Consider the following 24,429-nt stretch of genomic DNA (forward strand, 5'->3'; position numbering starts at 1 on the left):
CTCACGCCTCCCGCTGGAACGCCCCCGGATACGCCTCGTCGCGCACCGCCGCGTACTGCTGGCGCACGGCCTGGCCGACCGCCAGCTCCTCACCCGGCTCGAAGACCTGGCTCGCGGCGGCCGGCCACTGCGGGGGATCGATCCAGGCGGCCCCGCCGCCCGGCCCGGCCTCCGCGCCGCCGGCCGGCGTGAGGGTGCCGTGTGCCACGCCCCACGCCCAGGCCGCCTGCCGGGCCGCGCCCAGCGCCGCGTACTCAGCCGGCTGCGGCACCACGACCGGCACCCCGAACAGCGCCGGCGCCACCGCCTGCACCGCGAACAGCTCCGCGGCCGCGCCCAGCAGGAACACCCGGCGCACCGCCATGCCCCGCCCCCGCAGCACGTCCAGCGCGTCCGCCAGCCCGCAGAGCATGCCCTCCACGGCCGCCCGCGCCAGATGCTCAGGCTTCATGCTGTCCCGCCGCATGCCGTGCAACGACCCGGCGGTGTGCGGCAGATGCGGGGTCCGCTCGCCCTCCAGATACGGCAGCAGCACCATCCCGTACGCACCGGGCGAGGACTTCATCGCCAGCTCGGACAGCCCCTCCAGATCCGTCCCCAGCATCTCCGCGGTCCCGCGCAGCACCCGTACGGCGTTGCTGGTGTGCACCACCGGCAGATGCCGGCCGGTCGCGTCCGCGAACGAGGTGATCGTGCCGCTCGGGTCCACCAGCGCCTCGTGATGAATCCCGAACACCGACCCCGAGGCGCCCAGCGACACCACCGCGTCGCCCTCCCCGACGCCGAGCCCGAAGGCGGCGGCCATCGTCTCGCCCGTACCGGCGGAGATCAGCAACCCCTCCGGGGTGAACCCCGCCGTCCCCGAGGGGCTCAGCAGCTCCGGCAGCCGCACCTGATGGCCCAGCGCCAGCTCCACCAGATCCGGCCGGTACGACCCGGTCGCCGCCGACCAGTACCCGGTCGCCGAGGCACCGCCCCGGTCCGTCGTCCGCCGGGCCGGCCGCCCCAGCAGCTGCCACGCCAGCCAGTCGTGCGGCTGCATGACCTCCGCGATCCGGGCCGCGTGCGCCGGCTCGTTACGCGCCAGCCAGCGCAGCTTCGTCACCGCATGGGTCGCCTGCGGCACCGCCCCGACGGCCTGCGCCCAGGCGGTACGCCCGCCGAGCGAGTCGATCAGATCCGCCGCCGCGCTCTGCGCCCGCTTGTCGTTGCCGACCAGCGCGGGCCGTACGAGATTGCCCTCGACGTCCAGCGGCAGCAGCCCGTGCGGCTGCGCGGCGACGCCGATCGCCTGCACCCCTTCGAGCAGCCCGCCGCCGGCCGCCTCACCGAGTGAGATCAGCCACGCCTGCGGATCGACCTCATGCCCCTTCTCGGCGGGGTGCGGTGCATACCCGCGCCTGATGACGGCACCCGTGTCCGCATCGCAGACGACGATCCGTGTGCTCTCGGACGAACTGTCCAATCCGGCGACTATCCCCATGGCCTCAGATGATGCCCCATACGACGCATAGGAACGGAGTCAGGGTTTGCCCGGGAGGGTCGCCGCTCACGTATTGCTGGTGCCCCAGTCGTCCTCGTCGCCGTTGCGCCGCTCACGCAGCGACCGCACCCGGTCGGTGACGGACGCCGGCAGCCGGTCCCCGACCTTGGCCGACACCGTCCCGAAGGCCTTGGAGGCCGCCTCGCGCCCGGTCAGCGCGGCCGACTCGGCGGTGTTCCGGACCGCCGGATTCTGCGAGATCCGCTGGGCGGCCTTACGGAGCTGCTCGTACCGCTCCTGGCCGGCCCGTGCGCCGAGCACGTACCCCGTGGCCAGTCCCGCGATGAACGTGAGCCGGTAGCGCATCGCTCCACCTTTCCCTCTCGTCGGTCCCGTCCGGTGCCGGTACGCACCGGAGTGCGGGCTGTGCCGCGCGCCTACCCTCCGGGGCCGCAGATCACCCGAGGTGACCTGAGGCGATACCGATTGGCGGAGCACCCCCCTGCTTGCGCTAATGTATGTGTCGCAGCGAGCGCGCGCCGTCCGGAAGGCCGGACAGCGATGCATTCGAGGCACACAGAGCAATCCCCTGTAGCTCAATTGGCAGAGCAGCCGGCTGTTAACCGGCAGGTTACTGGTTCGAGTCCAGTCGGGGGAGCTCGGTCCCCTGTAGCTCAATTGGCAGAGCATTCGGCTGTTAACCGGAGGGTTACTGGTTCGAGTCCAGTCGGGGGAGCAGAGAGAACGAGGACCCCGCGAGGGGTCCTTTTTCTTGTGCCATGGAACCAACGGCCCGTGATCGCGGTCCTCTTGGGCGTGCGTGGTCGCGCGACGGCAGCCCTCACGGGCAGCAGATCGTATGAGCGGCTATGCTGCGGCAGACGGCGCGCACAAATGTGCGCGACGCGCCGTGGGGGGCGGTAGCTCAGCCGGTTAGAGCAGCGGACTCATAATCCGTCGGCCGTGGGTTCGAGTCCCACCCGCCCCACCGCAGCACCCAGGGGGGAGACCCTTTCTACCTGGGGAAACGTCAGAACGGGGGCCACCGCCACAGCGCGGTGGCCCCCGTTCAGCCGTTCAGACCAAGATCCAGGGGACATGCGGGGGACGCACGGGGGCACCCGGGGCTCGCTGGGGCGCACGGAGGTCCGGGCGGGCCGGGCGATGACGAAGCGGAGCAGTCCCGTCGGCGGGGTGCCGAGCTTCACTTCCGTGACCCGCAGTACCTCCAGCCTGACTGGCGGAGTGGGCGCGCATCCACTTGGAGGCCGTGTTGGCCGAGTGCTCCTGACTCCGGCCTCCATCGGGCTGTTCGGGGGCGTGTTCGTACTCCGATGGCCCAGGATTTCCGGTGTGGGCAGACGCTGTGACTGAAGATCGCAGCGATGTCTACAGCTTGGCTTGGGGCCTCTTCGAAATGCTGACCGGGGCGCCGTCACGAGACCCGCCGGGGTCGCGTCGCGACGCTGCGCGTGGCGGGGAGGCCCCGCCACCGGGAGCGCCTGACGGACGTGCCTCATTCCGGGGCCCACCGAACGGTTTCGGCGGACGAATGCTCATCCACACCTCAAGAAGATCACGGCGTGATCATGTGCGAGCCTGCTGTCCGCCCCTCTGCTGCGCCATCTCCCGCGACGCCCGCCGGGGCCTCTGCGATCTGCAACTCCACTCGCCGCTCTACAATTTGGCGAACTGCTCCCTCTCCACGCCTAGCTTCGCTGAGCTCCCCCGCTACGTCGGTTGGTTGCGGCAGATCGGTGAAACCCTCACCTTCCGTTTCGCCGCGCAGCCCGAGGAGGAATCCCGCACACCCACCGACGTCCGCTCGGTGTTCGGCTAGGAGAAAACAATGGACAGCCCCACGAAGGTTTGGTTCCACGCTCGGAACCCCTCGAACAGTGAGCCCGGCGAATGCGCCTTCCCCCTCGAATATGTCGTCGCGCCCTTCCGGGGCGAACCCTTCGCCTACGCCACCGAGGGCACACCCCCGAACTGGGCACTGCCTCCCGGTACCGAACCGCGCTACACGCTTTACCGCACCAAGGACACCTCAGAGCCCATCCTCGTCCTTGTGGGACAAGGGTTGCACTTCACGGTCCTGACACCCGACCATCACGTCCTGGCCGAACTTCGACTGCCACCCCCCGAGCAGTGGTGGCGCCCCGTCCGTGAGATCGTGCGGCCGAAGCAGTCCCTCCTGCGGGCCCGCGGAGCCTCCATCAGCTCGATCGTCAAGTCGGTGCTCTGCATTCCCCTCATCCTTATCGAGTTCATCTGCAATTTGCCCAACGGTGAAATCGTCATTGACCCCCCGACTCGCACTGTCTGGAAAACCACCCAAGGATTCTGGAAACGCACGGCACTCAAGCAAAAGATTGGCTCGCCCGAGTACCGCGTCTACGGCAAACACCTCGACCACCGCATCGCCTACGCCCAGTCAGTGGCGGGCCTCTGGCGAGTGGACCGTGACGACGACACGTAGGACCGGCGAGCCCCGCCCGTCAGAGCCTGTGCCCCCTCCGGGCGACGACGCGACTCGGCGCTCCTACGTCTGATTTCGAGTCCCCCCGTCCCACCGCAGCGCCCAGGGCGAAGATCCACGATGTGCCGATCGCCGGCCGCCATGGTCATCTGGTCGTCCAGGCCCCGGCCGGCCGTCAGGAGTGCCGGGCGGAAGAGGAAGGGTGAGGGCGATGGAGCTGTTTCCGGTGATTCCGTATGGGGAGTGGCGGGAGACCAAAGAGACGGTGCATCGCTTTGCGCAGGTGGTGGGGAAGGTGCGGCTGGCTGCCGGGGTGCGGCGCAATCACTGGTGGAACGTGCCGTTCCATCTGACCGGGCGCGGTATCACCACCCGGCCGATGGGGCTGGTCGACGGGAATCCGCTGTTCACGATCGACTTCGACTTCGTGGGGCATCAGCTGGTCGTGGCGGTGCTGGACGGCCGGACGGTGTCGTTTCCGCTTGCCGGGCGGTCCGTGGCGGACTTTCACGACACCCTTATGGACGCGCTGGCCGGGCTGGGGGTCCGGGTGCGGCTCGACGTTCCCCGGCCGTTCGACCTGCCCGATGCCGGGCGGCCGTTCGCGGAGGACACCGAGCACGCGGTCTACGATCCCGGTCACGCCAACCGGTATTGGCGGGTGCTCAGCCAGGTGGCGGCGGTGCTGGAGGAGTTCGCGGCGGGCTATGAGGGGAAGGTCAGCCCGGTGCACCACTTCTGGCACACGTTCGACATCGCGCACACCCGGTTCTCCGGGCGGCGGGTCGAGCAGCCGCGGGAGACCGATCCGGTGACCCGGGAGGCGTACTCCAGGGAGGTGATCAGCTTCGGCTTCTGGTTCGGGGACGACGGTTTCCCCGAGCCGGCGTTCTACTCCTACACCGCTCCGGAGCCCGCGGACCTGGCCGGGGAGCCGCTGCGGCCGGCCGCGGCGAGCTGGGTCGCGCGGGGCGGAAGCCATCTGGCCGTGCTGCGGTACGACGACGCGCGTGCGCAGGCCGATCCCCGGGCGGCCGTGCTCGGGTTCTACGAGAGCGCCTACCGTGCCGGTGCCCGGCGGGCCGGGTGGGACGCCGAACGCCTCGCCTGTCCGGGCGGGGTGACGGACCCACGGCTGCGGTAGCGGTCCCGGTGAGCCGGTCCCTCAGGGGCAGTCGTCCGGGGTGCGGCTCAGATGACCGGTGGGCGGCCCAGCATCGTCATCCGCCACACGGTGCGCCAGCGCAGTGGACGGCGGCGGCCGCACGGGGTCCGTACCCCTTCGGCGAATCCCGCGGCCCAGGCGCGCAGGCCCGCCACCGAGGGGCTGCGGACGGCGGTCAGCGCGGCCCATACGCCGAGGTAGAGCGGCACCAGGACGGCGGGGAGGTGCCGCCGGGCCAGCCAGACGCGGTTTCTGGCGACCATGCGGTGGTAGACCGCGTGCCGGGTCGGTGAGGTGTAGGGGTGCTGGAGCACGATTTCCGGGGCGTAGCGGATGTGCCAGCCGTCGTCCAGGGCCCGCCAGGCCAGGTCGGTTTCCTCGTGGGCGTAGAAGAAGTCCTCGGGCCAGCCGCCGATCCGCTCCAGCATCGGTACGGACAGCGAGTGCCCGCCGCCGAGGAAGGTGGTGACCAGGCCGCCGCGCGTCGGGTCGCCGGCCCGGAGGCGGGGGACGTGGCGGCGCTGGGTGCGGCCCCGCTCGTCGGCGATGCGGAAGCTCACGATCCCCAACTCCGGCTCCCGGGCGTGCAGTTCGGTCAGCCGGCGGAAGACGTCAGTGCTGTGCAGCAGACCGTCGTCATCCAGGTCGACCACCACGTCGAGGTCCCCGAGCTTGCGCAGCTCGTCCAGGGCGACATTGCGGCCGCCGGAGACTCCCAGGTTGTCGCTCAGCTCGACACCGACGGCGCCGTGCGGCAGCGGGGGCAGCGGTGAGCCGTTTCCGATGACCACGATGTGGGCCGGCTGGAGGTCCTGCTTCGCGACCGAATCCAGCAGCGCCCGCAGCTCGGCGGGACGGTTTCCCATGGTCAGGATGGCGACGCCTACGCGCAGAGGAGGCACAGAAGTTTGCTCCGTTCTTGGCGGTCTTGTCGGGATGCTAACCGCCGGGTGCGGCGGTTGTGTGCCACGGCGCTTCCCCGGCGACAACCGGCCGTTGAACGCTGGGGAACGTCTTCGCCGGGGGCGGGCGGACCGCGGATGCCGGGTGTGCCGGACCGGCGCACCATGGAAGGACCGGGGCGTGGCACGGATGCCCCAGGGGGGTGGACGGAGGAACCCTCATGATGGAAGTCAAAACGGTCGACAAGCCGGATGAACGGCGCGACTTTCCCCGGGGTCACCTCGAAGCCCTGCACCTCACCGGACTGGACTTCGCCGTGGCCACCTTCGAGCCCGGCTGGCGCTGGTCGGAGTCGGTGCGCCCGATAGCCGGGACGGACAGCTGCGAGGTCCACCACAACTGCTTCGTGGTCCAGGGCCGGATGCGGATCAGGATGAATGACGGCGCGGAGTCCGAAGTGGGGCCCGGCGATGTCTTCGTCTGCCCGGCCGGCCATGACGCCTGGGTCGTCGGGGACGAACAGTGCGTCGTGTACGACTTCGCGGGCGGTATGGCCAAGGACTACGGCAAGGCCAAGAGCTAGCTACGTGACCACAGGGGAGCGAGGCCGGGGCGCGGTGAGGGGAGCCGCGTCGGCCGGTCGGGTGGCGTGTGGTTTCCCACGTCGATCCGGATGTCTAGGAACGCGCTCGGTGGGCAGGGGTGCGGGACGGTCCGGCCTGCGGAATACGTCACGGGACGATCCCGTTACCGCAGCCGGAGACCGAGTCACAAGCGTCGACAGACCGGAAGCAGGGAAACAGGCATGAGCACCATCGAGCTCACCAAGGAAAACTTCGACGAAATCGTCTCCGGTAACGACTTCGTCCTGATCGACTTCTGGGCCGAGTGGTGCGGGCCGTGCAAGCAGTTCGGCCCGGTCTTCGAGAAGTCCTCCGAGAAGCACGACGACCTGGTCTTCGCCAAGGTCGACACGGAGGCGCAGCCCGAGCTGGCGCAGGCCCTGCAGATTCAGTCCATCCCCACGGTGATGATCGTCCGCGAGAACATCGCGGTCTTCGCCCAGCCGGGCGCGCTGCCCGAGGAGGCCCTGGAGGACGTCATCGGCCAGGCCCGTGCGCTGGACATGGACGAGGTCCGGGCGTCGGTCACCGAGGCCCAGCAGGCCGAGGCCGAGCAGGGGCAGCAGGCGCAGGACTCGTGAGCGACCTCCTTCTGGTCCGGCACGGCGAGACCGAGTGGAGCAGGGACGGCCGGCACACCAGCTGGACCGATCTGCCGCTGACCGCCACCGGCGAGGAGCAGGCCCGCGCGCTGCGGCCGCTGCTGTCGGACCGGAAGATCGGGCAGGTCTACGCCAGCCCGATGGAGCGGGCGCTGCGCACCGCCGAACTGGCGGGCCTCGCCCGCCCGCAGATCGACCCCGACCTGCGGGAATGGGACTACGGCGGCTATGAGGGCGTCGCCACCGCCGAGATCCACCGCGGCCGGCCCGGCTGGTATCTGTTCTCCGACGGTGTCGCCGAGGGGCCACCGGAGCATCCGGGCGAGACGCCGGAGCAGGTCGGGGCGCGTGCCGACCGGGTGCTGGCGCGGCTCGCGCCGCAGCTCGCCGCGGACGGCGGCGATGTGGCGCTGGTGGCGCATGCGCACTTCCTGCGGGTGCTGGCCGCCCGCAGGCTCGGGCTGCCGCCCGCGGCCGGCGGACTCTTCACCTTCGAGACCGCGACGGTCGGCATCCTGGGCACCGAGCACGACCGGCCCGCGGTGGTCGCCTGGAACGCCCGGAGTCTGTGAGCCGCTGGGGTCGGCGGGGGCCCCGGCCCCGGTTTCGGCAGGCCTCAGGGGCCCATCGGATCGAGGTGCAGGGGCTGGACCTTGCCCTCGATCATGGCACCGAGGCCCATCACGGCACAGGTGTCGGGGTGGTCCGCGGTATGCACCGGCATGTTCGTGGCCTGGTGGATCATCGGCTCCAGGCCCGGGATCAGGGCGCTGCCGCCCGCGAGCACGATGCCGCGCTCCCCGAGGTCGGCCACCAGATCCGGCGGGCAGCGGCGCAGCACCGACCCGATGCCGTCGAGGATCGAGGTCAGCGGGGTGGTGATGGCCTCCCGTACCCCCTCGGTGTCGACATGCACGGAGCGCGCCATTCCGCTGACCACGTCGCGGCCGTGCACCTCGGTGGAGCCGGGCGTGCCCCCGGCTCCACGGGAGAGCATCATCTGCAGCGGGCGGACGGCCTGTCCCGCCAGCATCAGCTCGTGGTGCAGCCGCAGATGCTGGATGACCGCGTGGTCGATGGCGTTGCCGCCCACCGGCACGGTCTCCGCGGACACGATCGAACCGAGCGAGAGCACCGCGACCTGCGTGGTTCCGGCGCCGCACACCACGATCATGGTGGCCTCGGGCTGCTCCACCGGGAGCCCGGACCCCACCGCGGCGGCGACCAGGGTGTCGACCAGTTCCACCCGCCGCGCCCCGAGCCCGGTGAGCGTCTCCACGATGGCCCGCTGGGCCAGCGGCTCACTGCCGTACGGGAGACAGACCGCGGCCCGCATCGCCGGCCGGCGCCGCCAGCTCTTGCGCAGCTTGTCGCCGACCAGGGTCCGCAGCAGCCGCTGGGCCATGTCGATGTCGACGACGGTACCGCCGGCGACCGGGCGCACCACGCGGATGTAGTCGGGGGTGCGGCCGTCCATCACCTCGGCCTGGGCGCCGACGGCCAGCAGCGCCCCGCTGCGGGTGTTGATGGCGGCGACGGTCGGTTCGTCGACGACCAGCCCCTGGTTCTTCACATACACCCTGGTCCGGGCCGCGCCGATGTCGATGGCGGCCGAACAGCGCCGCAATTGGGCGAGGCTGATGGTCATGGGTGATTCCTCCCCGATGGGCCGGTGTATGGACGAAGCGCTCGCGCGGCCGGTTCGCAGGGACCGCTCGTGCGCCATCCTCCGGTCGTGCCGGGGCCGCCGCCCGCTGGGCGGGTCCGCCCGGGGGACGGGCGCGGGGCGGCTGCGGCGAAGGAGTGACGCGCCCTTGAGGCGCCGGTGCGGCGGGGCGTCGGCCGGGCAATCGCCGCCCTCGGCCGGGCGGTCGTGGCCCTCGGCCGGGCCGGCCGCCGCCGTCAGCCGGTCAGCCGCTGGTACAGCCCCCAGGTGAATTCCGGGACGATCTGCTGCGGGGTGCCGTCGGGGCCCGGCGCGGTGCAGGCCAGCCGCCAGCGGGTGGGGGCGCTGCCCTCCATGGGGCGGGCCGGGGCGAAGGCGCGGGCGACCTCGTCGACGGTGCACGACCAGGGCGTCAGATCCGCGGTGGTGCGCAGGTCGGGGGCGGCGGCGCCGGGGGCCCGGACGAGCCAGGCGTTCCAGACCGCGCCCCGGCCGCCGGTGAGGACCTCGAACCGCAGATCGGGCCAGAGCGGAACCGGCCAGGTCAGGGCCTCGCAGCTCAGGTCGCCGATCCGGCGGGCGGTGACGGTCTCCGGGGCGCCCAGCAGCGCACGGTACGGCTGGAGGCCGCCGGGCGCGCGCGGGGCGTGCATCCGCGCCTGCCAGCGGCGGTTGGCCTCGCGCATCGCGGCGCGGGAGACGCCCAGGGTGCGCAGCGCGTCCTCGACCAGGCCGGGGTGGTGGTCGGCCATCCTCCGCAGCAGCACGAGCTGGAAGGCGACCGGGCCGGGCGGACCGGCGGGCGGGTCAGTGTCCGTGGTGGGGGCCATGAGGGACATGGTGGTGGACGGCGCGGGCGGCGGGGCGTCCGGGGCGCGCGCCCTTGGGGAGGAACAGCACGGAGTTGACGTAGCGGCGGTGCGGGGCGAGGGAGCGGCGCAGCAGCCCGTGCTCGGCGACATGGCAGGTACGGGACTGATGGGCGGGCAGATCGAAAGCGGCCAGCGGCAACCAGCGGTCACGCGGCAGGACCCAGCCGCGGTAGCCCCGCGCCGCCGTCCAGTCCAGCACGGGCCCGAGCGGCTGGATGCGGGTCTCCAACTCGACGAAAAGCGCCGGGAGTTCACGTTCGACGGTGTGTGTGGCGCCGCGCAGCACCGCCAGCTCCGCGCCCTCCGCGTCGATCTTGATGAGGGTGACGGCCGTCAGCCCCAGCGCGTCCAGCGGGAGACAGGGCACCTCGACGGCGGAGGTGTGCAGCTCACGGCGTACCAGCGAGGAGACCCCGCGGTCGCCGCGGCCGTCGGCGGGCAGCCAGAGGGCGGCGCGGCCCGTGCGGTCGGTGGCCGCGGCGGACACCACCTCGACATGCGGGGGCGCGACCGAGGCGAGCAGACGGGCCAGATGGGGCACCGGTTCGAGGGTGACGACCCGGTCGGCGCGCCGGGCCAGCCGCCGGGTCCAGGGGCCGTACCACCCGCCGACGTCGACGGCCGTGCCGCCGGGCGGGCAGAAGTCGGCCAGCCGCCGCAGCTCCGGTTCGAAGCGCGGATAGAGCCCGGCCGCCAGCGCCGACACCAGCCGGGGGCCCAGCCGCGCGGCGAGCGTCACGACCCCGGTTCCCGGTCCGCGATCCGGCCCAGCGCGCGCAGGTGCTCGGCGTCGGTGAGCTGCTCGCCGGAGGAGGGCAGGAGCTGGGGGATGCCGTCGAGGACCGGATAGCGGCGGCGCAGCCGGGGGTTGTAGAGGGCGTCACCGGGGGCGAGCAGCGACAGCGGGCCCTTGTCGAGGGGGCAGACGAGGATCTTCAGCAGCGGGTCATCGGGCTTCATGGCGCAACTCCGGGGTGCCGGTGGCGGATACGGGAGCGGGCGGGTCATGGCGCGGCAGCGCGAGCAGCACCGCCACGGCGACGGCGGTGCCGCCCAGCCGCAGCGCGCGGCGCAGCGGATCGGCGGGCAGCGGCTCACCGAACGCCACGGTGCCGCAGACGACGGTGAACACACAGGTGACGGTGGTGCAGACGGGGACGATCAGGGAGGCCCGGCAGCGCTGCAGCGCGGTCTGCGACAGCACCAGACCGGCGGCTCCCGTGACGAGCAGGAGGTACGGGTAGGGCGAGCGCAGCAGCCGGTCGACGGTGGCCGGGATGTCACGCGCGGTCAGCAGGCCGGCGACGCCCTTGATGGCCAGCGAGCTGACCCCGTAGAGGAGGCCCACGGCCACCCCGTAGGGGACACCCGCGGTGGGCAGCCGGTGCCGGCGCCGGGCGCGCCGTTCCGCCGAGCGGTACAGCAGCAGCCCGGCGGCCAGCGACGGCACCGCGATCAGCAGCAGGGTCCCGGGCGGCGCGGTGCGGGCGACGGCCTGCGCGTCCTCGCCCCGGAGGGACGCGATGACCAGCGCCAGCGCGAACAGGATCGCCACGATGCCCTGCCGCTCCCGGCCGCTGGTCCGCTCGCCCAGCACCACCGAGGACAGCAGCAGGAGCAGCACCAGACCGGAGACGAAGAGGCCCTGGGCGGCGGCGAGCGGCAGGGTGCGGTAGACGGCGAGCTGGGCGGCGAACCCGGCTGCCAGCGCGAGCGATCCGGCCAGCCACAGCGGGCTGGACAGCAGATGCCCGACGACCCTTCCGGGCCGGCGGATGCTCAGTGCCGGCAGCCCGGCCAGTGCGCGCTTCTCCAGCACGAAGCCGGTGCTGTACAGGACGTTGGCGAGCAGCGCGGACGCCACGCCCCACCACGGCACCGCGCTACCCCCTTCCCCGGCGGGCATGGGCGAGCAGGATGGAGGCCAGCGACGGGACGTGGCACGCGGCGCGGTCCAGGGGGCGCAGCGTCCGCGGCACGTCGTGATACGGCGCACCGGCGATGCGTACGGCCTCGAAACCGGACGCCGCGAGGAAGCCGCGCAGCGCACGGGCCGTGTAGAGCCGCAGATGGCCGACGACCTGGCTGCCGGGCCGGCCGTGCACACGGCGCATGCTGACCTCCGAGAAGACGGGCTGGACCCCGGCGAGCAGCAGCCCGCGGTTGTACCAGGCGGCGAGGTTGGGGGTGGACAGCAGCAGATGGCCGCCGGGGCGCAGGACGCGGCGCAGCTCGTCCAGGGCGGCATCGGGGTCGACGAGATGCTCGATGACCTCGCTGAAGAGGACGGCGTCGGCGGAGCCGGCCGCGAACGGCAGCCCGCCGTCGGTGAGTTCGCCGCGTACACAGGGGAGGTGGGTCCGGGCGCGGCGCAGCGCGTCCTGCGACCAGTCGACGCCGATCAGCCGGTGGCCGGCGAGCAGCTCCGCCGCGGTGGCCGCCGCCGAGCCGTCGCCGCAGCCGATGTCCAGGATGGTGGCGGCCGGCGCCCCGGTCCGTACGGGACCCAGGGCGCGCGCCAGCAGCCGGGCCTGCCGCCGGCTGCGGGCCGCTCCGGAGGCGACCGGTACGGCCGGGTTCTCGTAGAAGTCCCGCAGCGCGGCGGGCGGCCGGGTCATCGGGCCGCTCCGCCGGCCGGCGGGGTCCAGGCGGTGGCGGCGAGGGAGGAGCGGAACAGCGCACCGAGCCGGGCGCCGGCCGCCTCGTCCAGGAGGGCCGGGGACCAGCGCAGCGCCAGCTGGATGCGGCCGCCCACCGAGACCGTGGTGACGGTGAGACCGCGCGGCATCCGGGCCGGGGCGGAGAACCACACCGCGGTCGGCCGTCCGGCCTCCGCGAAGTCCAGCGGGTAGGGAATCCGGCCGATGTTGGACAGCAGGGTGGTGGAGGTCCAGGGCGCGGCGGCGGAGCGCAGCACCCGGGTGACCGCGCCGCGCAGCCCGACCGGGACGACGGGTGCGGTCAACAACGTTGCGGAAAGCCCGAGTTGACGCCCGGGGGGCGCGGCCTTGAGGGCGCGGGTGCGGGCGGCGGTGCGCCGCAGCAGCCGGGCCACCGCGTCCGGGTCCGGCGGATCGGCGGTGAGCGGCCCGGCGTCCCGGACCTCCTCGGGGCCGAACCCGACCGACAGCAGCCGGGTGCCGTTGCCGATGGGCATCTCGGCCCCGCGCGGCCGGTCGTCGACGGGCATGGTGACGACGACGGGCGCGGCGGCCGGGGCGCCGGCCGCGCCGTGCGGGCCGGACGGGGCGTGCAGCCGGTTCCAGCGGGCGACCATCAGCCAGGTGGCGACCAGCAGTTGGTCGTTGACGGTGTACGGCGCCGCCCGGCCGGGAGTGCGCGGCGGGCGGTCCGGAATCGGCAGATCGGCCAGGAACATGCCGTTGCCGGACCGGCGTTCGTCTGCCGGTGCCGGTGCCGGTGCCGGTGCCGGTGCCGGTGCCGGTGTCGCGGGCCGGGGAGTGCGGCCGGGGGCGGGGGCGATCCGCGCCGGCCGGGAGAAGCGGCGTCCGGCGCCCGGCCCGTCGTCGTCGGCCTGCGGTCGCTCCGTACGGGGACCGGAGGCGCGGACCGGGGACGGGGCGGGGGAGTTGTCGGCGCCGCCGTAGAGCTCGGCGGCGGTGGCCAGCACCCGCAGACAGGCCGGTCCGTCCAGGGCGGTGTGGTGGAGGGTGAGCAGCAGCACGGTGCCCTCGCCCGCCCCCTCGATCACCTCCAGCCGTACGGGCGGCGAGGCGTCCAGCGCCGGACTGTCGTCGAGCGCGCGCCGCCGGGCACGGGCCAGCGCGCCGGGGCCGGGCGGCGGGAAGTCGACCGGGTCCACGTCCGGGGCGGCGGTGAGCTGCCAGACGTAGCGGCGGTGCCACCAGCGGGCCGGTGCCTGGCGCATCAGGATGCGCGGATGCCGGGCGAGCGCCCGGTGGAACGCGGTGCGCAGCCGGGCCGGATCGACCCGGCCCGGGAGATGCACCTCGATGTGCACGGTCTCCGGCTGCCCCTCGTCCAGACAGTGCCGCGAGATCTCGTCCACAACGGGGAAGGGGACGCGGCCGACGACGATCGCGCGACATTGCTCCCCCCCACCCCCGAACCCACCCCCCGCCCCCTCCCCCGAAGGGGGAGAGGGGGAGGGGGCGGGGGAGGGCCGGCCGGGGTTGGGGGACGGTGCGCCCTGGCCGTCGGGCGGTGCGCCCCGCTCGTCGGGTGGTTCGTGCCGGGCCGGTTCCAGTGCGGTCATCGGGTGGTGTCCTCCCCGCTGTTGTCGGTCGGCCGTGCGGGAGCGCTGTGGGTGGGCGGTGCGGGGCCGCTGTCCGCATCCGCCCCGGCTCCCTCCAGGACCACCGGCCCCCGCGCCCCCCGCCCCCGCACGGTCACCACCGCCGCCGCCAGGGCCAGCAGCGCCGCCGCCTGGGCAGCGCCGCTGAAGGCGCCCTCGCCTGCGGCATGGGGCCGGCCCGCGCCGAGGGCCGCGACGGCTCCGGCGGTCAGCATCGCCAACAGGGCCAGTGAGAGCAGGAGTTGGGGTCGGAAGTGGGCCAGTAGTGCCAGGGCCGGCACGATCAGGGCGTACGGTCCGGAAGCCAGGGCCAGTACCGCGGTGAGTGCCAGGACGCCCAGGACCCAGGACGGGGCGGGCGGGGGCGGTGCCGCGGGTGGCGGGGTGCGGGGGGTGCGGCGGACGAGGGCCGAGAGGAGCAGGAGCGCGATTCCGAGGGCGCCGCCGGCCAGTCCCAGGTGGTAGGTGACGGACGGGGCGTAGGTGAGCTCGACGGTTCCGCCGGCCCCGGCCGGGACGAGGAAGGCCTGCTGCCAGCCGTCGATCCGGAGCGGGGTCAGCCGTTGGCCGTGGAGCGTTGCCTGCCAGCCGTCGTTGGCGTTCTCGTGCATCTGGAGGTAGACGGCCCGGCCGGCGCCGACCGCGACGCTGCGGCGGTCCCCCGACCAGTCCCCGGCAGCGACCCTCCGCGCCGGGGCGGCGGAATCCCGCTCCGGATCGGCCGGTTCCCGTACCGCCGAGGTGGATTCCCGTCCCGGGCCGGCCGCTTCCGGCTCCGCTCCCGACGGCTCCCGCCCCGGCCCGGCTCCCACGGCACCGGCGCGGGCCCCGTCACCCCGCCGCAGCGTCACCTCCGTCAGCGCCAGCGGCCCCTGGTCGCCCGCCTCCACCCGGTGGCGGCCGGACGGGAGGTCCAGGCGTCCGTCGCGGGCCGGGCCGGCGCACAACCGGACCCGGATGGGGCGGCGTTCGGTGAGGTCGCGGAGGTAGCCGGCGGCCTCGGTGGCGTGCAGGACGCCGTCGACGGCGAGCATCGGGCCCTGGCCGCAGCCGAGCGAGAAGCGGGCGCCGGCGGCGGGGCGGGGGGTGCGGTAGGCGTCCAGTGCGGGGATGTGGATCTCGCTGAGGCCGACGGGGAGCTGGAGTGGCCGGCCGGCGACGGGGTTGTGCAGGGTCAGCGGGGTGACCTTGCTGATGGTGATGTCGAGGCGGTCGGTGGTGATCGGGTCGAAGCGGGCCTGGCCGTTTTCGTCGACGCCCGCGGTGGCCGCCCCGTACGGGGAGTTGATCAGGATCTGCTCCGGCCGGGTGGCGAGACCGCCGGCCGCGGCCAGCACGAGCTGGTCGATCTTCTTCTTGCCGGGCCAGCGCAGATGCAGGGTCGGCCGGTCTCCGGCGATCCAGGCGGTGGTCAGATCGCCGTCGACGAGGTTGCGAGGGCTGAGCGACCGGCCGAAGCCGAAGCCGGTGGAGTCGGCGGTGGCGGTGATCCGGTCCCGTTGCTCCGGGGCGATGCGGTCCAGGAGCTGGTCGAGTTCGGGGCCGGGAACGGGCAGCGCGGTGCCAAAGACGCGGTACGCGGCCGCCGCGCCGGTGCGGAACTGGCGGTGCAGCCCGGTCTCCGCGGAGACCGGGGAGAGGCCGCCGGGGTCGCTGCCGCGGTGCAGCGAGACGATCTCGGCGGGCGCGCCGGAACGCCCGGCGTCGGTGGGGAGTTGCAGCAGCCGGGTGACCTGGACGCCGGGAACGGAGATCTCCCGGAAGCCGGCGCCGGACAGCCCGGCGCGGGGGGTCTGCGAACCGAGGACGGTCACCTTCAGCCAGGCCGCCCGCCCGGCCGGGGCCTTGACCCGCTGGGGTGTGCCGTCCGGGCGCAGGGTGTCGGTCGTGCTGCCGCGGTCGGTCTGCACCCGTACGGACGTCGGGGCGGCCCGCAGCCCGTCGCCGGGCAGCGGGGTGAGGGACAGCGTGGACGGGAGGGTGACGGGCCGGGTGAAGCCGATCCGGATCCACTGGCCGACGGGCGTCCCGGCGCTGCCTTCCGCCCAGGCGGTGTCCGGGTTGCCGTCGAAGGCGTTGACCGGGTCGTACTGCGGCAGGTGGAAGAGCCAGTTGCCGCTGGTGGAGGCGGTGACCGAGGACGCACCGCGGAGGACGGCGGTGGTCTGGTGGCCGGGCCCGGTGGTCGGCAGGATCTGCCGGGGCGGGCGGCCGGGGTCCTGGACGCTGTCGGGGTGGTTCCGCTCACCGGCGGTGTAGGTGTACGAGGTGTTGCTGTTGACCAGGCCGAAGCGGGTGTCGGCACGCCGCAGGCCGTCGGCGGTCAGCTGGAGCGGCGGGGTGCCGAGGCCGGGGTGGCGGTCACCGGTCAGCACGGTCGGGCGGTGGCGCAGGCCGGGGTCGGCGGACAGCTGGAGCAGGGCTTCGGGGCCGCCGCTGAGCTGCGCGGTGTCCGCGACGGCGCGGGTGGTGACCGGGCCGGGCCCGGGGGTGTCCGCCGGCCGGTAGATCTCGACGGCGCGCTGCCGCGGATAGAGGCCCTGGACCTGGAGGGGCGCCCCGGAGGGGATGCGGCCGCCGGTGGTCAGCGGACCGAACGCGGCCACCTTGCGGTAGCCGGACGCCTGGAGGGTGCGTTTGACGGTCTGCGGCGGGACGTAGCCGATCTGGTCCGGGTCGAGATCATTGCGTACGACCACGTCGTGCAGTCCGGCCCGGCCCAAGTAGTCGCGCAGGCCGGGGACCTGTGCGCCGGTCAGCAGGGCCTGCTCGACGGCGTCCAGGGTGCGGCGGGCGCCCGGCGTGCCGAACGGGACGAAGTCGCGCTGCGTCCAGGGGGAGGTGGCGAGGACATCGAGCGGTTCGTCGATGGGGGAGCCCCAGGTGTAGAGGCCGTGCGCGGTCGCGGGGACGACCAGCGCGCGGCTGTGCGGGGAGTGCTTCTGGAGCCAGGCCGCGGCCCGTTGCCAGGAGGCGGGCAGCTCGGTGAAGGCGCCGGGCTGCAGGACGGTGCCGGTGAGGAAGGGCAGCGTGAGCGCGGGCAGCACCAGCAGCGCCGTCAGCAGCGGCAGGCGCCGGCGGGCGGGCAGCCGCCGGGTGCCGCGGCGTTCGGTGGCGACCGCCAGCAGATGCGCCAGGCCCAGGGTGAGCGCCAGCGCCAGGCCCGGGGTGAACTTGTAGATGTTGCGGAACGGGCGCAGCCAGCCGTTGAGCCAGTCCTGCCACAGCGCGTGCAGCGGTCCGCCGAGCGCTCCGCCGTATCCGGCCAGCGCGATCAGCGCGACGGCAAGGACGGTCAGCAGCAGCCAGCGGCGCTCGGGCAGATCACGGCGGGCCAGCCCGGCCAGGCCGAGCGCCGCGGCCAGCGCCGAACCGAGCACCGCGAACGGCCGGGCGGTCATCGTCCAGCCGGCCGGCAGCCAGGGTTCGCCGAAGTTGAGGTAGCCGACCCAGTTGCCGGCGCCGCGCAGCAGTTCGGTGGCGGACATGGTGCCGGTGGTGGTGTCGGCCTGCTCGATGAACGGCATGAAGTTCTCGCCGTGGATGCCGAGCAGCAGCAGCGGCACCACCCACCAGGCGGTGGCCAGCACGACCCCGGACAGCCACCAGGCCAGCAGCTTCGCCCGGCGCGGCCCCGTACGGGACAGCAGATACAGGCCGGCGGGCAGCAGCGACGCCAGCGTCGAGGCCGCGTTGACGCCGCCCATGAAGGGGATCAGCAGCGCCGAGCGGGTGGCCGCGATCCGGGCGCTCACCTGTGTGTTGGTCAGCGGCAGCAGTACCCACGGCAGCAGCGCGCCGGGCAGCGCGGCGGCGGAGGTGGAGCCGATGACGAGGGTGAAAGCCGGCCACAGCGCGTAGCAGGCGGCGGCCAGGAGCCGGGCCGGCGGGGTGCCGACGCGGAGCCGTTCGGCCAGTCGCAGCGCACCCCAGAACGCGGCCGTGACGATCAGCGACATCCACAGCCGCTCGGCCAGCCACACCGGGACATGGGCGAGATCGGCCAGCCCGTAGTAGGGGAGCGTGGGGAAGGCGTAGCCGATGTACTGGTCGGCGAGGCCGCCGAAGCCCGCCCGGTCGTGCCACAACTGCCCGAGGTCGCCGAGGAACTTCCACGGGGCGGTCGTCACACCGAGCTTGGTCTCGAACGTCATCTTCCCCGGCGCGGGCGCGAGGAAGCCGGCCAGGGCGAGCGCCCAGAACGCGAACAGCCAGCGTCTGGAGCGGGGCTGACCGGACGGCGCGTCGGGGGCGGGCGTCGGCCGTCCCCCGGCGTCGGGCGAGCCGGGGGACGGGAGGGGCCTCAGGGTCTGGGTCATGGCAACCGCCGGAGGATGAGGAGGAGGTTCCAGGTGGCGACCTCCCGGACACCCGGGAGGCGGGGGATGGCCTCGGCGAGGAACGGCGCGTAGCGCGAGCGGGCGGTGACCACGGCGATGTCGTCACGGGCCCGGATCTGGCGCAGGGTGCGGCCGATGTGCACCGCGAACAGGTTGACGCCCAGGGTGTGTTTGGCCGGGTGTCCGGTGCGCCGCCGGTAGCGGGCGCGGGCCCGTTCGGCGCCCAGGTAGTGCCAGGGCGCGGTCTCGTGGCCGCCCCAGGGGGAGAACCAGTTGGTGAACGCGACGTAGATCAGCCCGCCGGGGCGGGTGACCCGGATCATCTCGCTGAGGAAGGTCTGCGGGTCGGCGACGTGCTCCAGGACGTTGGAGGAGAAGCAGATGTCGACGGCGCCGTCGGCGAGCGGCAGCAGATAGCCGTCGGCGACCACCGCGCCGTCGGGCGGCGGGCCGTGTGCGGTCAGCTCCGCCGTGTCGGGCTCGAAGAGCCAGCTCAGGGCGCCGCGGCGGCGGAACTCCGCGGTGAAGTACCCGCTGCCGCCGCCGACATCGGCGACCACCGCGCCCCGCAGCGGCGCATACCGTTCGACCTGGTCGGCGGCGTCCCGGGCGAGCAGCCGGTAGCAGTGCCCGGGGTCGGTCCGCTCCCGCAGAAAGGCCCGGAAGAGGGCGGCGGACCTGCGCAGCGAGGGGTCGCGCACCCGGGCCGTCACCGCCCGGTGACGGGGTCGAGGACGGCCTCCGCGGCGACCGCGCGGAAGCTCTGCACGGTATGGCTCCACCGGAAGCGGGCGGCGCGCCGTTCGGCGGCGCGGCCCAGCGCGTCGCGGCGTCCGGCGCTGAGCGCGAGGGTGCACCAGTGCGCGGCGAACGCGCTCTCGCCGCGGGCCAGCAGCCCCGTGCCGCCGTCCTCGACGGAGTCCCGCAGCCCCGGGATGTCGAAGCCGACGGTGGGGGTGCGGCGGGCGGCGGCCTCCATCACCACCAGCCCCCAGCCCTCGACGAGCGACGGATGCAGCAACAGCCACGCGGAGCTGAGCAGTTCGTGTTTGCGTTCCTCGGAGACACGGCCGGTGAAGGTGACGCCGGGGCCTGCGGTCGCGGCGAGCCGGGCGCGCTCCGGGCCGTCGCCGACGATCACCAGCCGGCCGCCGGTCACCGGCCGGACCCGCTCCCACAGCCGCAGCAGCAGATCGATGCGCTTGTACTCGACCAGCCGCCCCATGGCCAGGAACAGCGGCTCCGGCGCCTTGGGGGCCAGCGGTCCGGGCTCCGCCACGCCGTTGTACACCAGCCGGATCCGGTCCGGTTCGACCCCGAGGCCGTGCAGCGCGGACGCGGTCGAGCCGGAGACCGCCACCATCAGACCGCGGCGGTGCGCACCGGCCAGCGCCCAGTGCTCCAGGCGGCGGCCGAGCCGGGCGGCGGGCCCCCGGCAGCGCAGCCGCCACAGATCCGTGTGGACGTGGTTGACCAGGCACAGTGTCGGACCGCGGTGCCACAGCGGCGCCAGGTACGGCATGCCGTTGACGACCTCGACCAGCAGATCGCAGCCGCCGACCCGGCGCGCCACCTGGCGCGGCACGCGCAGGAAATGACCGGCGTCTCCGCCCGCGGACACCACCCGGTAGCCGCGGGCGGGGGCACCTCCCGGCTCGGGCGGCGGACCGCCGCACACCAGGGTGACGTCGTGCCCGTGGGCGGCGAGCCCTTCGGCGATCCGGTCCACCAGCAGCTCGGAGCCGCCGGCGGCCGGATTGCCCAGATCGCGGCGGGCGAGGAAGACGATCCGGCGGGGAAGCGGCGGCGGCCCCGAGCCGGGCGGCCCGGACGCCGCGGGGCCGGGGGCGGGCGCCGCGAGGGGCGGGGACGGGCGTACGTGCTGGGGCATGTGCGCTCCAACTCGTCTCAGGGTGCGGTACCGGCGGTGGGGGACGTACTGCGTACTGAGTCGTGCGGGCCGTGCTGCATCATGCGGGGTCGCGGGCGCACCGTGCGGCGTGCGCGGTGCGGTGCCGAGGTGCTGCGGTGCTGCGGTGGGGCGGATGTGCGCCGCCCGGCGGGCCGGCCGGCCGCGTGTGGGGTGGCCAGTGTTCGCCCGCCCCGTTCGCCGCGGCTACTCACCGGGGTGACAAAAACCGCCCCGATTTCGACTGACGGTTCATCACTTCGCTCAGGACCGGCCGGTACCCCGCCGCCCGCGCACCACCCACACCACCCCGGCCGGGACGAGCACCCCGCCCGCTGCCGCGGCCGTGACCGGCAGCGTCCGGCCGACCAGCAGCAGCTTGTCGCTGTCCGCCCTCGCCAGCCGCACCTGCGCCCGCTGCGTGGCGGGCGTGAACTCCAGCCGCTCGCCGCGCAGCAGCGTCACCGCGGTACGCCGCGAACCGGGCGCCCGCAGCGTTTTGACCGGCGACAGCACCGCATTCATGATCCGGCCGGTGCGCGGCTCGACGACCAGCTCGATACCGGAGTTGGCGTACCACTCCTCGGCCTGGATCTGGCCCTGTTCCGGGCGCCCGACGAGCCGGCCGGGGACCTGCCGGCTGCCGGTCCTGGTGGGCGCGACGGTCCCGGTGAAGCGGTAGCCCGGGTAGCCCTGCACCGTCTTGGTGCCGGTGAAGCGGAGCGGGACGGCGGCGCCCAGGGTGTTGTCCCACCAGCGATGGCCGGTCTTCCGTACGTCGAAGGGGAACTTGAGGTAGGCATCTCCGTCGAAGCGGGTCGGGGCCTCCCCGCAGCAGTGCACCGGGGCGTTGCTGCGCCGGTCGGTGACCCAGCGTTCGGTGGTCCACTGGAACGCGCGGCGCGGGTCCTTGAGGGCCAGCGTCTGCGGGGTGTCGACCGTGGTGGACACGTCCCACACGGCCTGTCCGCTCTTCTCGCTCGCCGCGACATCGCCCAGCACGTGCCGGGTGATGGTGATCCGCCGGTGGTCCCGGGTCTTCAGGGCCGTGGTGTCGAAGTAGCTGCCGCTGCCGGTGAAGACGGTGGTGACATCGACGTCGACCGGTGTGACCTTGGCCCGTGGCGCGACGTACCAGGCCAGCAGCGGCGCCAGGACCAGCAGGAAGACGCCGAGACCGAGGACGGCCAGCGACAGGCGCGGGGCGGCGGTGGCCGCGGTGGAGGAGGGGGCGGGCTTGCCGGATACGGGCATACGGGCACTCCTGGAAGCGGTGGGGGAATCACGCTCTGGTGCACGTGCGGCGCCCCGAGGCGCCATGGGCCGGGAACGTAAGGGAACTCTTGACAGGGCGTCAATGCCCTTCCACACTCGGCAGGCACCACGACCCCCCGTGGTGCCGCGCTGTGGGACACGGCACCGCGCCGGCCCTGACGGGCCGCACCGGGTGCCGCGCCAACCCCGACGGAGACCGCCGACGGACTCCGGCCTCGACGAAGGGCTCGCCGCGCCATGCCCCGAACGCTCGCCGCCGCACTGACCGCGCTGACCGCCGCCGCCCTCGCCGTCGGCGCCGCGCTCGGCATCGTCGCCGCTCTGGAGACCACCCCCGAGCAGCCGAACGTGCCGTTGGTGACCTTCGACGGGAGCGGTGGGTAACGGGCGGGGCCGGGGAGGCGGGGTGTGCTGAGGAGGTCCGGGGCATGGTGACAGCCGTCCGCTCGGCCTGGCGGGAGGTCCCGCCCTACCAGGTACGGCAGTTCGCCGCCCGGGCACTGGAGGAGGTGCCCGCCCTCGCCCAGGACATCCTCCGGGAGATCCGCCGCGCCTACCCGCAACTTCCCCTGGTCCCCGACGAGTTCGGAGAGCCTCGGGCGCTGGTGGGAATCCGCCAGTCGCTGGAGCACTTCGTCGCGCATCTGACCGCCGGCCCGGACCGGCCGCATGTGCACCCGCGGGTCTTCCAGGAGTTCGGCCGCGGCGAGGGCCTCCAGGGCCGCAGCCTGGACGTCCTCCAGGCCGTCTACCGGCTGGGCGTCCGGCTGGCCTGGCGGCGGCTCGCCGAGATCGGCCAGCAGGTCGCGATCCCGGCGCCCGCGATGTACGAACTCGCCGAGTCCGGCTACGAGTACCTGGACGGGCTGGTCGCCGAATCCGTACGCGGCTACGCCGAGGCCGCCGCCCGCCAGGCCGGGGAGCGGCTGCGGCTGCAACGGCGCCTGATGGAGCAGCTGTTCACGGCACCCGGGAGGCGGCGGCGCGGCGCGGCGGCGGACGGGGTGCCGGCGGCCCTCGCCGAGCGTGCCGCCGGGGCCGGCTGGGCGCTGCCCGAGCGGGTCGCGGTCGCGGTCCTGCTGCGGCCGGCCCGGGAGGCGGTGGCGCCCGCCGTCGCCCCCGACGTCCTGCTGGACATGGAGAGCGAACGGCCGCGGATGGTGGTGCCCGACCCGGACGCCCCCGGACGGCGGGATCTGCTGGCCCGCGCGACGGCCGGGTGGTCGGGCGCGATCGGCCCCGCCGTACCGCTGCTGGACGCCGCGAAATCGCTGCGCTGGGCCGGGGCGGCGGTCGATCTCACGGAGCGCGGGCTGCTGCCGGCGGGCGAGCTGCTCCAGTGCACCGAGCACACCGAGGCGCTGGTCCTGCTGCCGCCGGAGGAGCTGATCGGGGACCTCACCCGCCGCCGCCTCGCCCCCCTCGACAGCTGCGGCCCCGCCCATGGCCGTCGGCTCGCGGAGACCCTGCTCGCCTGGCTGGAGACCCGCGGCGGCGCCCCCGAGGTCGCCGCCCGGCTCGGCGTCCATCCGCAGACCGTCCGCTACCGGCTGCGCCAGATACGGGAGTTATGGGGCACGGAGATCGACGACCCGGACCGCCGCTTCGAACTGGAGCTGGTGTTACGGGCCCGGCGGCTGCGCGGGGAACTCAGCTGACCGGGCCGGAGGCCGCCGCCCGTCCCGCGCCGGCCACCTGGCCGGAGCCCGCCGTTGGGCCGGTGCCCGCCGCCCCGCCCTCCGCCGGCGCCGCCATCCCGTCCAGCAGCCGGGCCAGCCCGAACTCGAACAGCGACGTCAGCGTCACCACGTCGTCGTCGTGCCCCGAGATCCCCCCGTACATGGGGTAGGACCCCGACGTGACGATGCCCTCGAACACCGGCTCCATGGACGCCATCCACTGCTTCTGGTCCATTCCGGTCTCCTGCTCGGCCTCCAGATCGTCCTCGAAACAGGTGGCGGTGGCGCGCACGTAGTTCAGCAGCGTCACGGCCATGTGGATCAGCGTCACCGGGTCCACGCCGGTCACCCGCGCCATGGTCCACTCGATGAGCGCCATCGCCCGCGGCATCGGCTGCGGCCGGGTGAGCGACAGATAGTGCGCCAGCCACGGATGCCGCTGGTACAGCTCCCATTGCAGCCGCGCTCCCGCCTCCATCCGTGCCCGCCAGTGCTCCGGCGCCGGGTCCGGGAGCGTGACGTCACAGAACGCGGCATCCGCCATCAGCACCACCAACTCGTCCTTGTTGGCCACATGGCGGTAGAGCGCCATCGAGGACACCCCGAACTCCGCGGCCACCCGGCGCATCGACAGCGCCCGCAGCCCCTCGGCGTCGGCGATGGTGAGCCCGGCCCGTACGACGCGGTCGCGGCTCAGTCCACCCTCCGTCTCGCGCGCCCGCCGCTCCCGCGGGGCTCCGGCGCGCGCGGCCCGGTGAGGCGGCTGTGTCTGTGTCTGCGGTTGCGGTTGCGGTTGCGGCTGCGGCTCGGCCACCACCGTGCCCACGCCCGGCACGGCACGGACCAGGCCCTCCTGCCGCAGCGTGGTGAGCACCTTGGTGGCGGTCGCCATCGCCACCCCCCACTCCTGGGTGATCCGCCGCGTCGAGGGCACCCGGTCGCCCGGGTTGAGTTCCCCGGAGTCGATACGGCGCCTGATCTCGTCGACGATCCGGCGGTAGGGCGGCGTGCCTGACGGCTCCACGGGACGACCTCCGTACTAGTGCACCAGGGGGTTGTTTGGGGCTTGTGAGCGTATCAGCGCCCCCCGACAGGGGCAGGGCGCTGGGTTGGTGCACTAGTGTGACGCACTTCCAACTCCCTTATTCAGTCAG

General features: G+C 73.8%; 22 protein-coding genes and 3 tRNA genes. 10 read left to right on the plus strand and 15 right to left on the minus strand.

Annotated features, from left to right (window positions below):
- Window position 1: 1 nt before the first annotated feature.
- Both ACFW5B_RS14640 and ACFW5B_RS14645 read right to left on the minus strand, forming a co-directional pair.
- The gene (locus ACFW5B_RS14640) at window positions 2–1,483 is read right to left on the minus strand and encodes an FGGY family carbohydrate kinase (protein WP_386438572.1); all 1,482 of its coding nucleotides are present in this window, start codon (window positions 1,481–1,483) and stop codon (window positions 2–4) included.
- Between the two features lie 66 nt (window positions 1,484–1,549).
- Window positions 1,550–1,849: a YtxH domain-containing protein gene (locus tag ACFW5B_RS14645; protein WP_386438575.1), complete on the minus strand. Its 300-nt coding sequence runs from the start codon at window positions 1,847–1,849 to the stop codon at window positions 1,550–1,552.
- Window positions 1,850–2,068: 219 nt separating this feature from the next.
- Between ACFW5B_RS14645 and ACFW5B_RS14650 the strand changes: the two genes are divergently transcribed.
- The 5 genes from ACFW5B_RS14650 (at window position 2,069) to ACFW5B_RS14670 (ending at window position 5,109) form a co-directional block, all read left to right on the plus strand.
- Window positions 2,069–2,141, plus strand: a tRNA-Asn gene (locus tag ACFW5B_RS14650).
- Between the two features lie 5 nt (window positions 2,142–2,146).
- Window positions 2,147–2,219: transfer RNA gene (locus ACFW5B_RS14655), tRNA-Asn, on the plus strand.
- Between the two features lie 178 nt (window positions 2,220–2,397).
- Window positions 2,398–2,471, plus strand: a tRNA-Ile gene (locus ACFW5B_RS14660).
- Between the two features lie 861 nt (window positions 2,472–3,332).
- Entirely contained in the window at window positions 3,333–3,965 is a 633-nt protein-coding gene (locus tag ACFW5B_RS14665; protein ID WP_386438578.1) for a hypothetical protein, read from the plus strand.
- A gap of 211 nt (window positions 3,966–4,176) precedes the next feature.
- Window positions 4,177–5,109, plus strand: a complete 933-nt coding sequence (locus ACFW5B_RS14670; RefSeq protein WP_386438581.1) for a DUF5996 family protein — start codon at window positions 4,177–4,179, stop codon at window positions 5,107–5,109.
- Between the two features lie 47 nt (window positions 5,110–5,156).
- Here ACFW5B_RS14670 and ACFW5B_RS14675 read toward each other — a convergent pair whose 3' ends face one another.
- Window positions 5,157–6,032 (minus strand): glycosyltransferase family 2 protein, encoded by an 876-nt coding sequence (locus tag ACFW5B_RS14675; RefSeq protein WP_386438584.1) that lies wholly within the window; start codon window positions 6,030–6,032, stop codon window positions 5,157–5,159.
- Between the two features lie 221 nt (window positions 6,033–6,253).
- Between ACFW5B_RS14675 and ACFW5B_RS14680 the strand changes: the two genes are divergently transcribed.
- The 3 genes from ACFW5B_RS14680 (at window position 6,254) to ACFW5B_RS14690 (ending at window position 7,830) form a co-directional block, all read left to right on the plus strand.
- A complete protein-coding gene (locus ACFW5B_RS14680) occupies window positions 6,254–6,616 on the plus strand; it encodes a cupin domain-containing protein (protein ID WP_386438587.1) in 363 nt (120 codons plus the stop codon).
- A 222-nt stretch (window positions 6,617–6,838) separates the two neighbouring features.
- Window positions 6,839–7,237 carry a thioredoxin gene (gene trxA, locus ACFW5B_RS14685; RefSeq protein ID WP_386438590.1) on the plus strand — a complete coding sequence of 133 codons (399 nt, stop codon included), beginning with the start codon at window positions 6,839–6,841 and terminating at the stop codon, window positions 7,235–7,237.
- Complete coding sequence (locus ACFW5B_RS14690; RefSeq protein ID WP_386438593.1) at window positions 7,234–7,830, plus strand: histidine phosphatase family protein; 597 nt, start codon at window positions 7,234–7,236, stop codon at window positions 7,828–7,830. Before trxA ends, ACFW5B_RS14690 begins: the two co-directional genes overlap by 4 nt.
- Window positions 7,831–7,874: 44 nt before the next feature.
- Here the strand turns inward: ACFW5B_RS14690 and ACFW5B_RS14695 are convergent, their stop codons facing one another.
- The 11 genes from ACFW5B_RS14695 to ACFW5B_RS14745 all read right to left on the minus strand — a co-directional run bounded on the left by ACFW5B_RS14695 (window position 7,875) and on the right by ACFW5B_RS14745 (window position 21,575).
- Entirely contained in the window at window positions 7,875–8,906 is a 1,032-nt protein-coding gene (locus tag ACFW5B_RS14695; protein ID WP_386438597.1) for a rod shape-determining protein, read from the minus strand.
- A gap of 254 nt (window positions 8,907–9,160) precedes the next feature.
- Window positions 9,161–9,754 (minus strand): hypothetical protein, encoded by a 594-nt coding sequence (locus ACFW5B_RS14700; RefSeq protein WP_386438600.1) that lies wholly within the window; start codon window positions 9,752–9,754, stop codon window positions 9,161–9,163.
- A complete protein-coding gene (locus ACFW5B_RS14705; RefSeq protein ID WP_386438603.1) occupies window positions 9,732–10,535 on the minus strand; it encodes an FkbM family methyltransferase in 804 nt (267 codons plus the stop codon). Before ACFW5B_RS14705 ends, ACFW5B_RS14700 begins: the two co-directional genes overlap by 23 nt.
- Window positions 10,532–10,756, minus strand: a complete 225-nt coding sequence (locus ACFW5B_RS14710) for a Trm112 family protein (protein WP_386438606.1) — start codon at window positions 10,754–10,756, stop codon at window positions 10,532–10,534. The genes ACFW5B_RS14705 and ACFW5B_RS14710 overlap by 4 nt, the downstream gene beginning before the upstream one ends.
- On the minus strand, window positions 10,743–11,702 hold the full coding sequence (locus ACFW5B_RS14715; protein WP_386438610.1) for a DMT family transporter: 960 nt from the start codon (window positions 11,700–11,702) through the stop codon (window positions 10,743–10,745). The genes ACFW5B_RS14710 and ACFW5B_RS14715 overlap by 14 nt, the downstream gene beginning before the upstream one ends.
- On the minus strand, window positions 11,680–12,414 hold the full coding sequence (locus tag ACFW5B_RS14720; RefSeq protein ID WP_386438613.1) for a methyltransferase domain-containing protein: 735 nt from the start codon (window positions 12,412–12,414) through the stop codon (window positions 11,680–11,682). The genes ACFW5B_RS14715 and ACFW5B_RS14720 overlap by 23 nt, the downstream gene beginning before the upstream one ends.
- Window positions 12,411–14,033, minus strand: a complete 1,623-nt coding sequence (locus tag ACFW5B_RS14725) for a condensation protein (protein ID WP_386438616.1) — start codon at window positions 14,031–14,033, stop codon at window positions 12,411–12,413. The genes ACFW5B_RS14720 and ACFW5B_RS14725 overlap by 4 nt, the downstream gene beginning before the upstream one ends.
- Window positions 14,030–18,391, minus strand: a complete 4,362-nt coding sequence (locus tag ACFW5B_RS14730) for an alpha-(1->3)-arabinofuranosyltransferase family protein (protein WP_386438619.1) — start codon at window positions 18,389–18,391, stop codon at window positions 14,030–14,032. The genes ACFW5B_RS14725 and ACFW5B_RS14730 overlap by 4 nt, the downstream gene beginning before the upstream one ends.
- On the minus strand, window positions 18,388–19,113 hold the full coding sequence (locus ACFW5B_RS14735; protein WP_386438622.1) for a class I SAM-dependent methyltransferase: 726 nt from the start codon (window positions 19,111–19,113) through the stop codon (window positions 18,388–18,390). The genes ACFW5B_RS14730 and ACFW5B_RS14735 overlap by 4 nt, the downstream gene beginning before the upstream one ends.
- An 8-nt stretch (window positions 19,114–19,121) precedes the next feature.
- Entirely contained in the window at window positions 19,122–20,303 is a 1,182-nt protein-coding gene (locus ACFW5B_RS14740; protein WP_386438625.1) for a glycosyltransferase family 4 protein, read from the minus strand.
- A gap of 282 nt (window positions 20,304–20,585) precedes the next feature.
- Complete coding sequence (locus ACFW5B_RS14745) at window positions 20,586–21,575, minus strand: DUF3068 domain-containing protein (protein WP_386438627.1); 990 nt, start codon at window positions 21,573–21,575, stop codon at window positions 20,586–20,588.
- A 258-nt stretch (window positions 21,576–21,833) separates the two neighbouring features.
- Here ACFW5B_RS14745 and ACFW5B_RS14750 point away from each other — a divergent pair, with 258 nt between their 5' ends.
- Both ACFW5B_RS14750 and ACFW5B_RS14755 read left to right on the plus strand, forming a co-directional pair.
- Window positions 21,834–21,980: a hypothetical protein gene (locus tag ACFW5B_RS14750; protein WP_386438630.1), complete on the plus strand. Its 147-nt coding sequence runs from the start codon at window positions 21,834–21,836 to the stop codon at window positions 21,978–21,980.
- A 44-nt stretch (window positions 21,981–22,024) separates the two neighbouring features.
- Window positions 22,025–23,254 carry a helix-turn-helix domain-containing protein gene (locus tag ACFW5B_RS14755; RefSeq protein ID WP_386438632.1) on the plus strand — a complete coding sequence of 410 codons (1,230 nt, stop codon included), beginning with the start codon at window positions 22,025–22,027 and terminating at the stop codon, window positions 23,252–23,254.
- Here the strand turns inward: ACFW5B_RS14755 and ACFW5B_RS14760 are convergent.
- Entirely contained in the window at window positions 23,247–24,299 is a 1,053-nt protein-coding gene (locus ACFW5B_RS14760; RefSeq protein ID WP_386438635.1) for a GntR family transcriptional regulator, read from the minus strand. The two genes, ACFW5B_RS14755 and ACFW5B_RS14760, sit on opposite strands and share 8 nt — an antisense overlap.
- Window positions 24,300–24,429: the final 130 nt, after the last annotated feature.

Origin of the sequence: Streptomyces sp. NPDC058773 (assembly GCF_042746015.1) — a bacterium.
Taxonomy (GTDB): Bacteria; Actinomycetota; Actinomycetes; order Streptomycetales; family Streptomycetaceae; genus Streptomyces.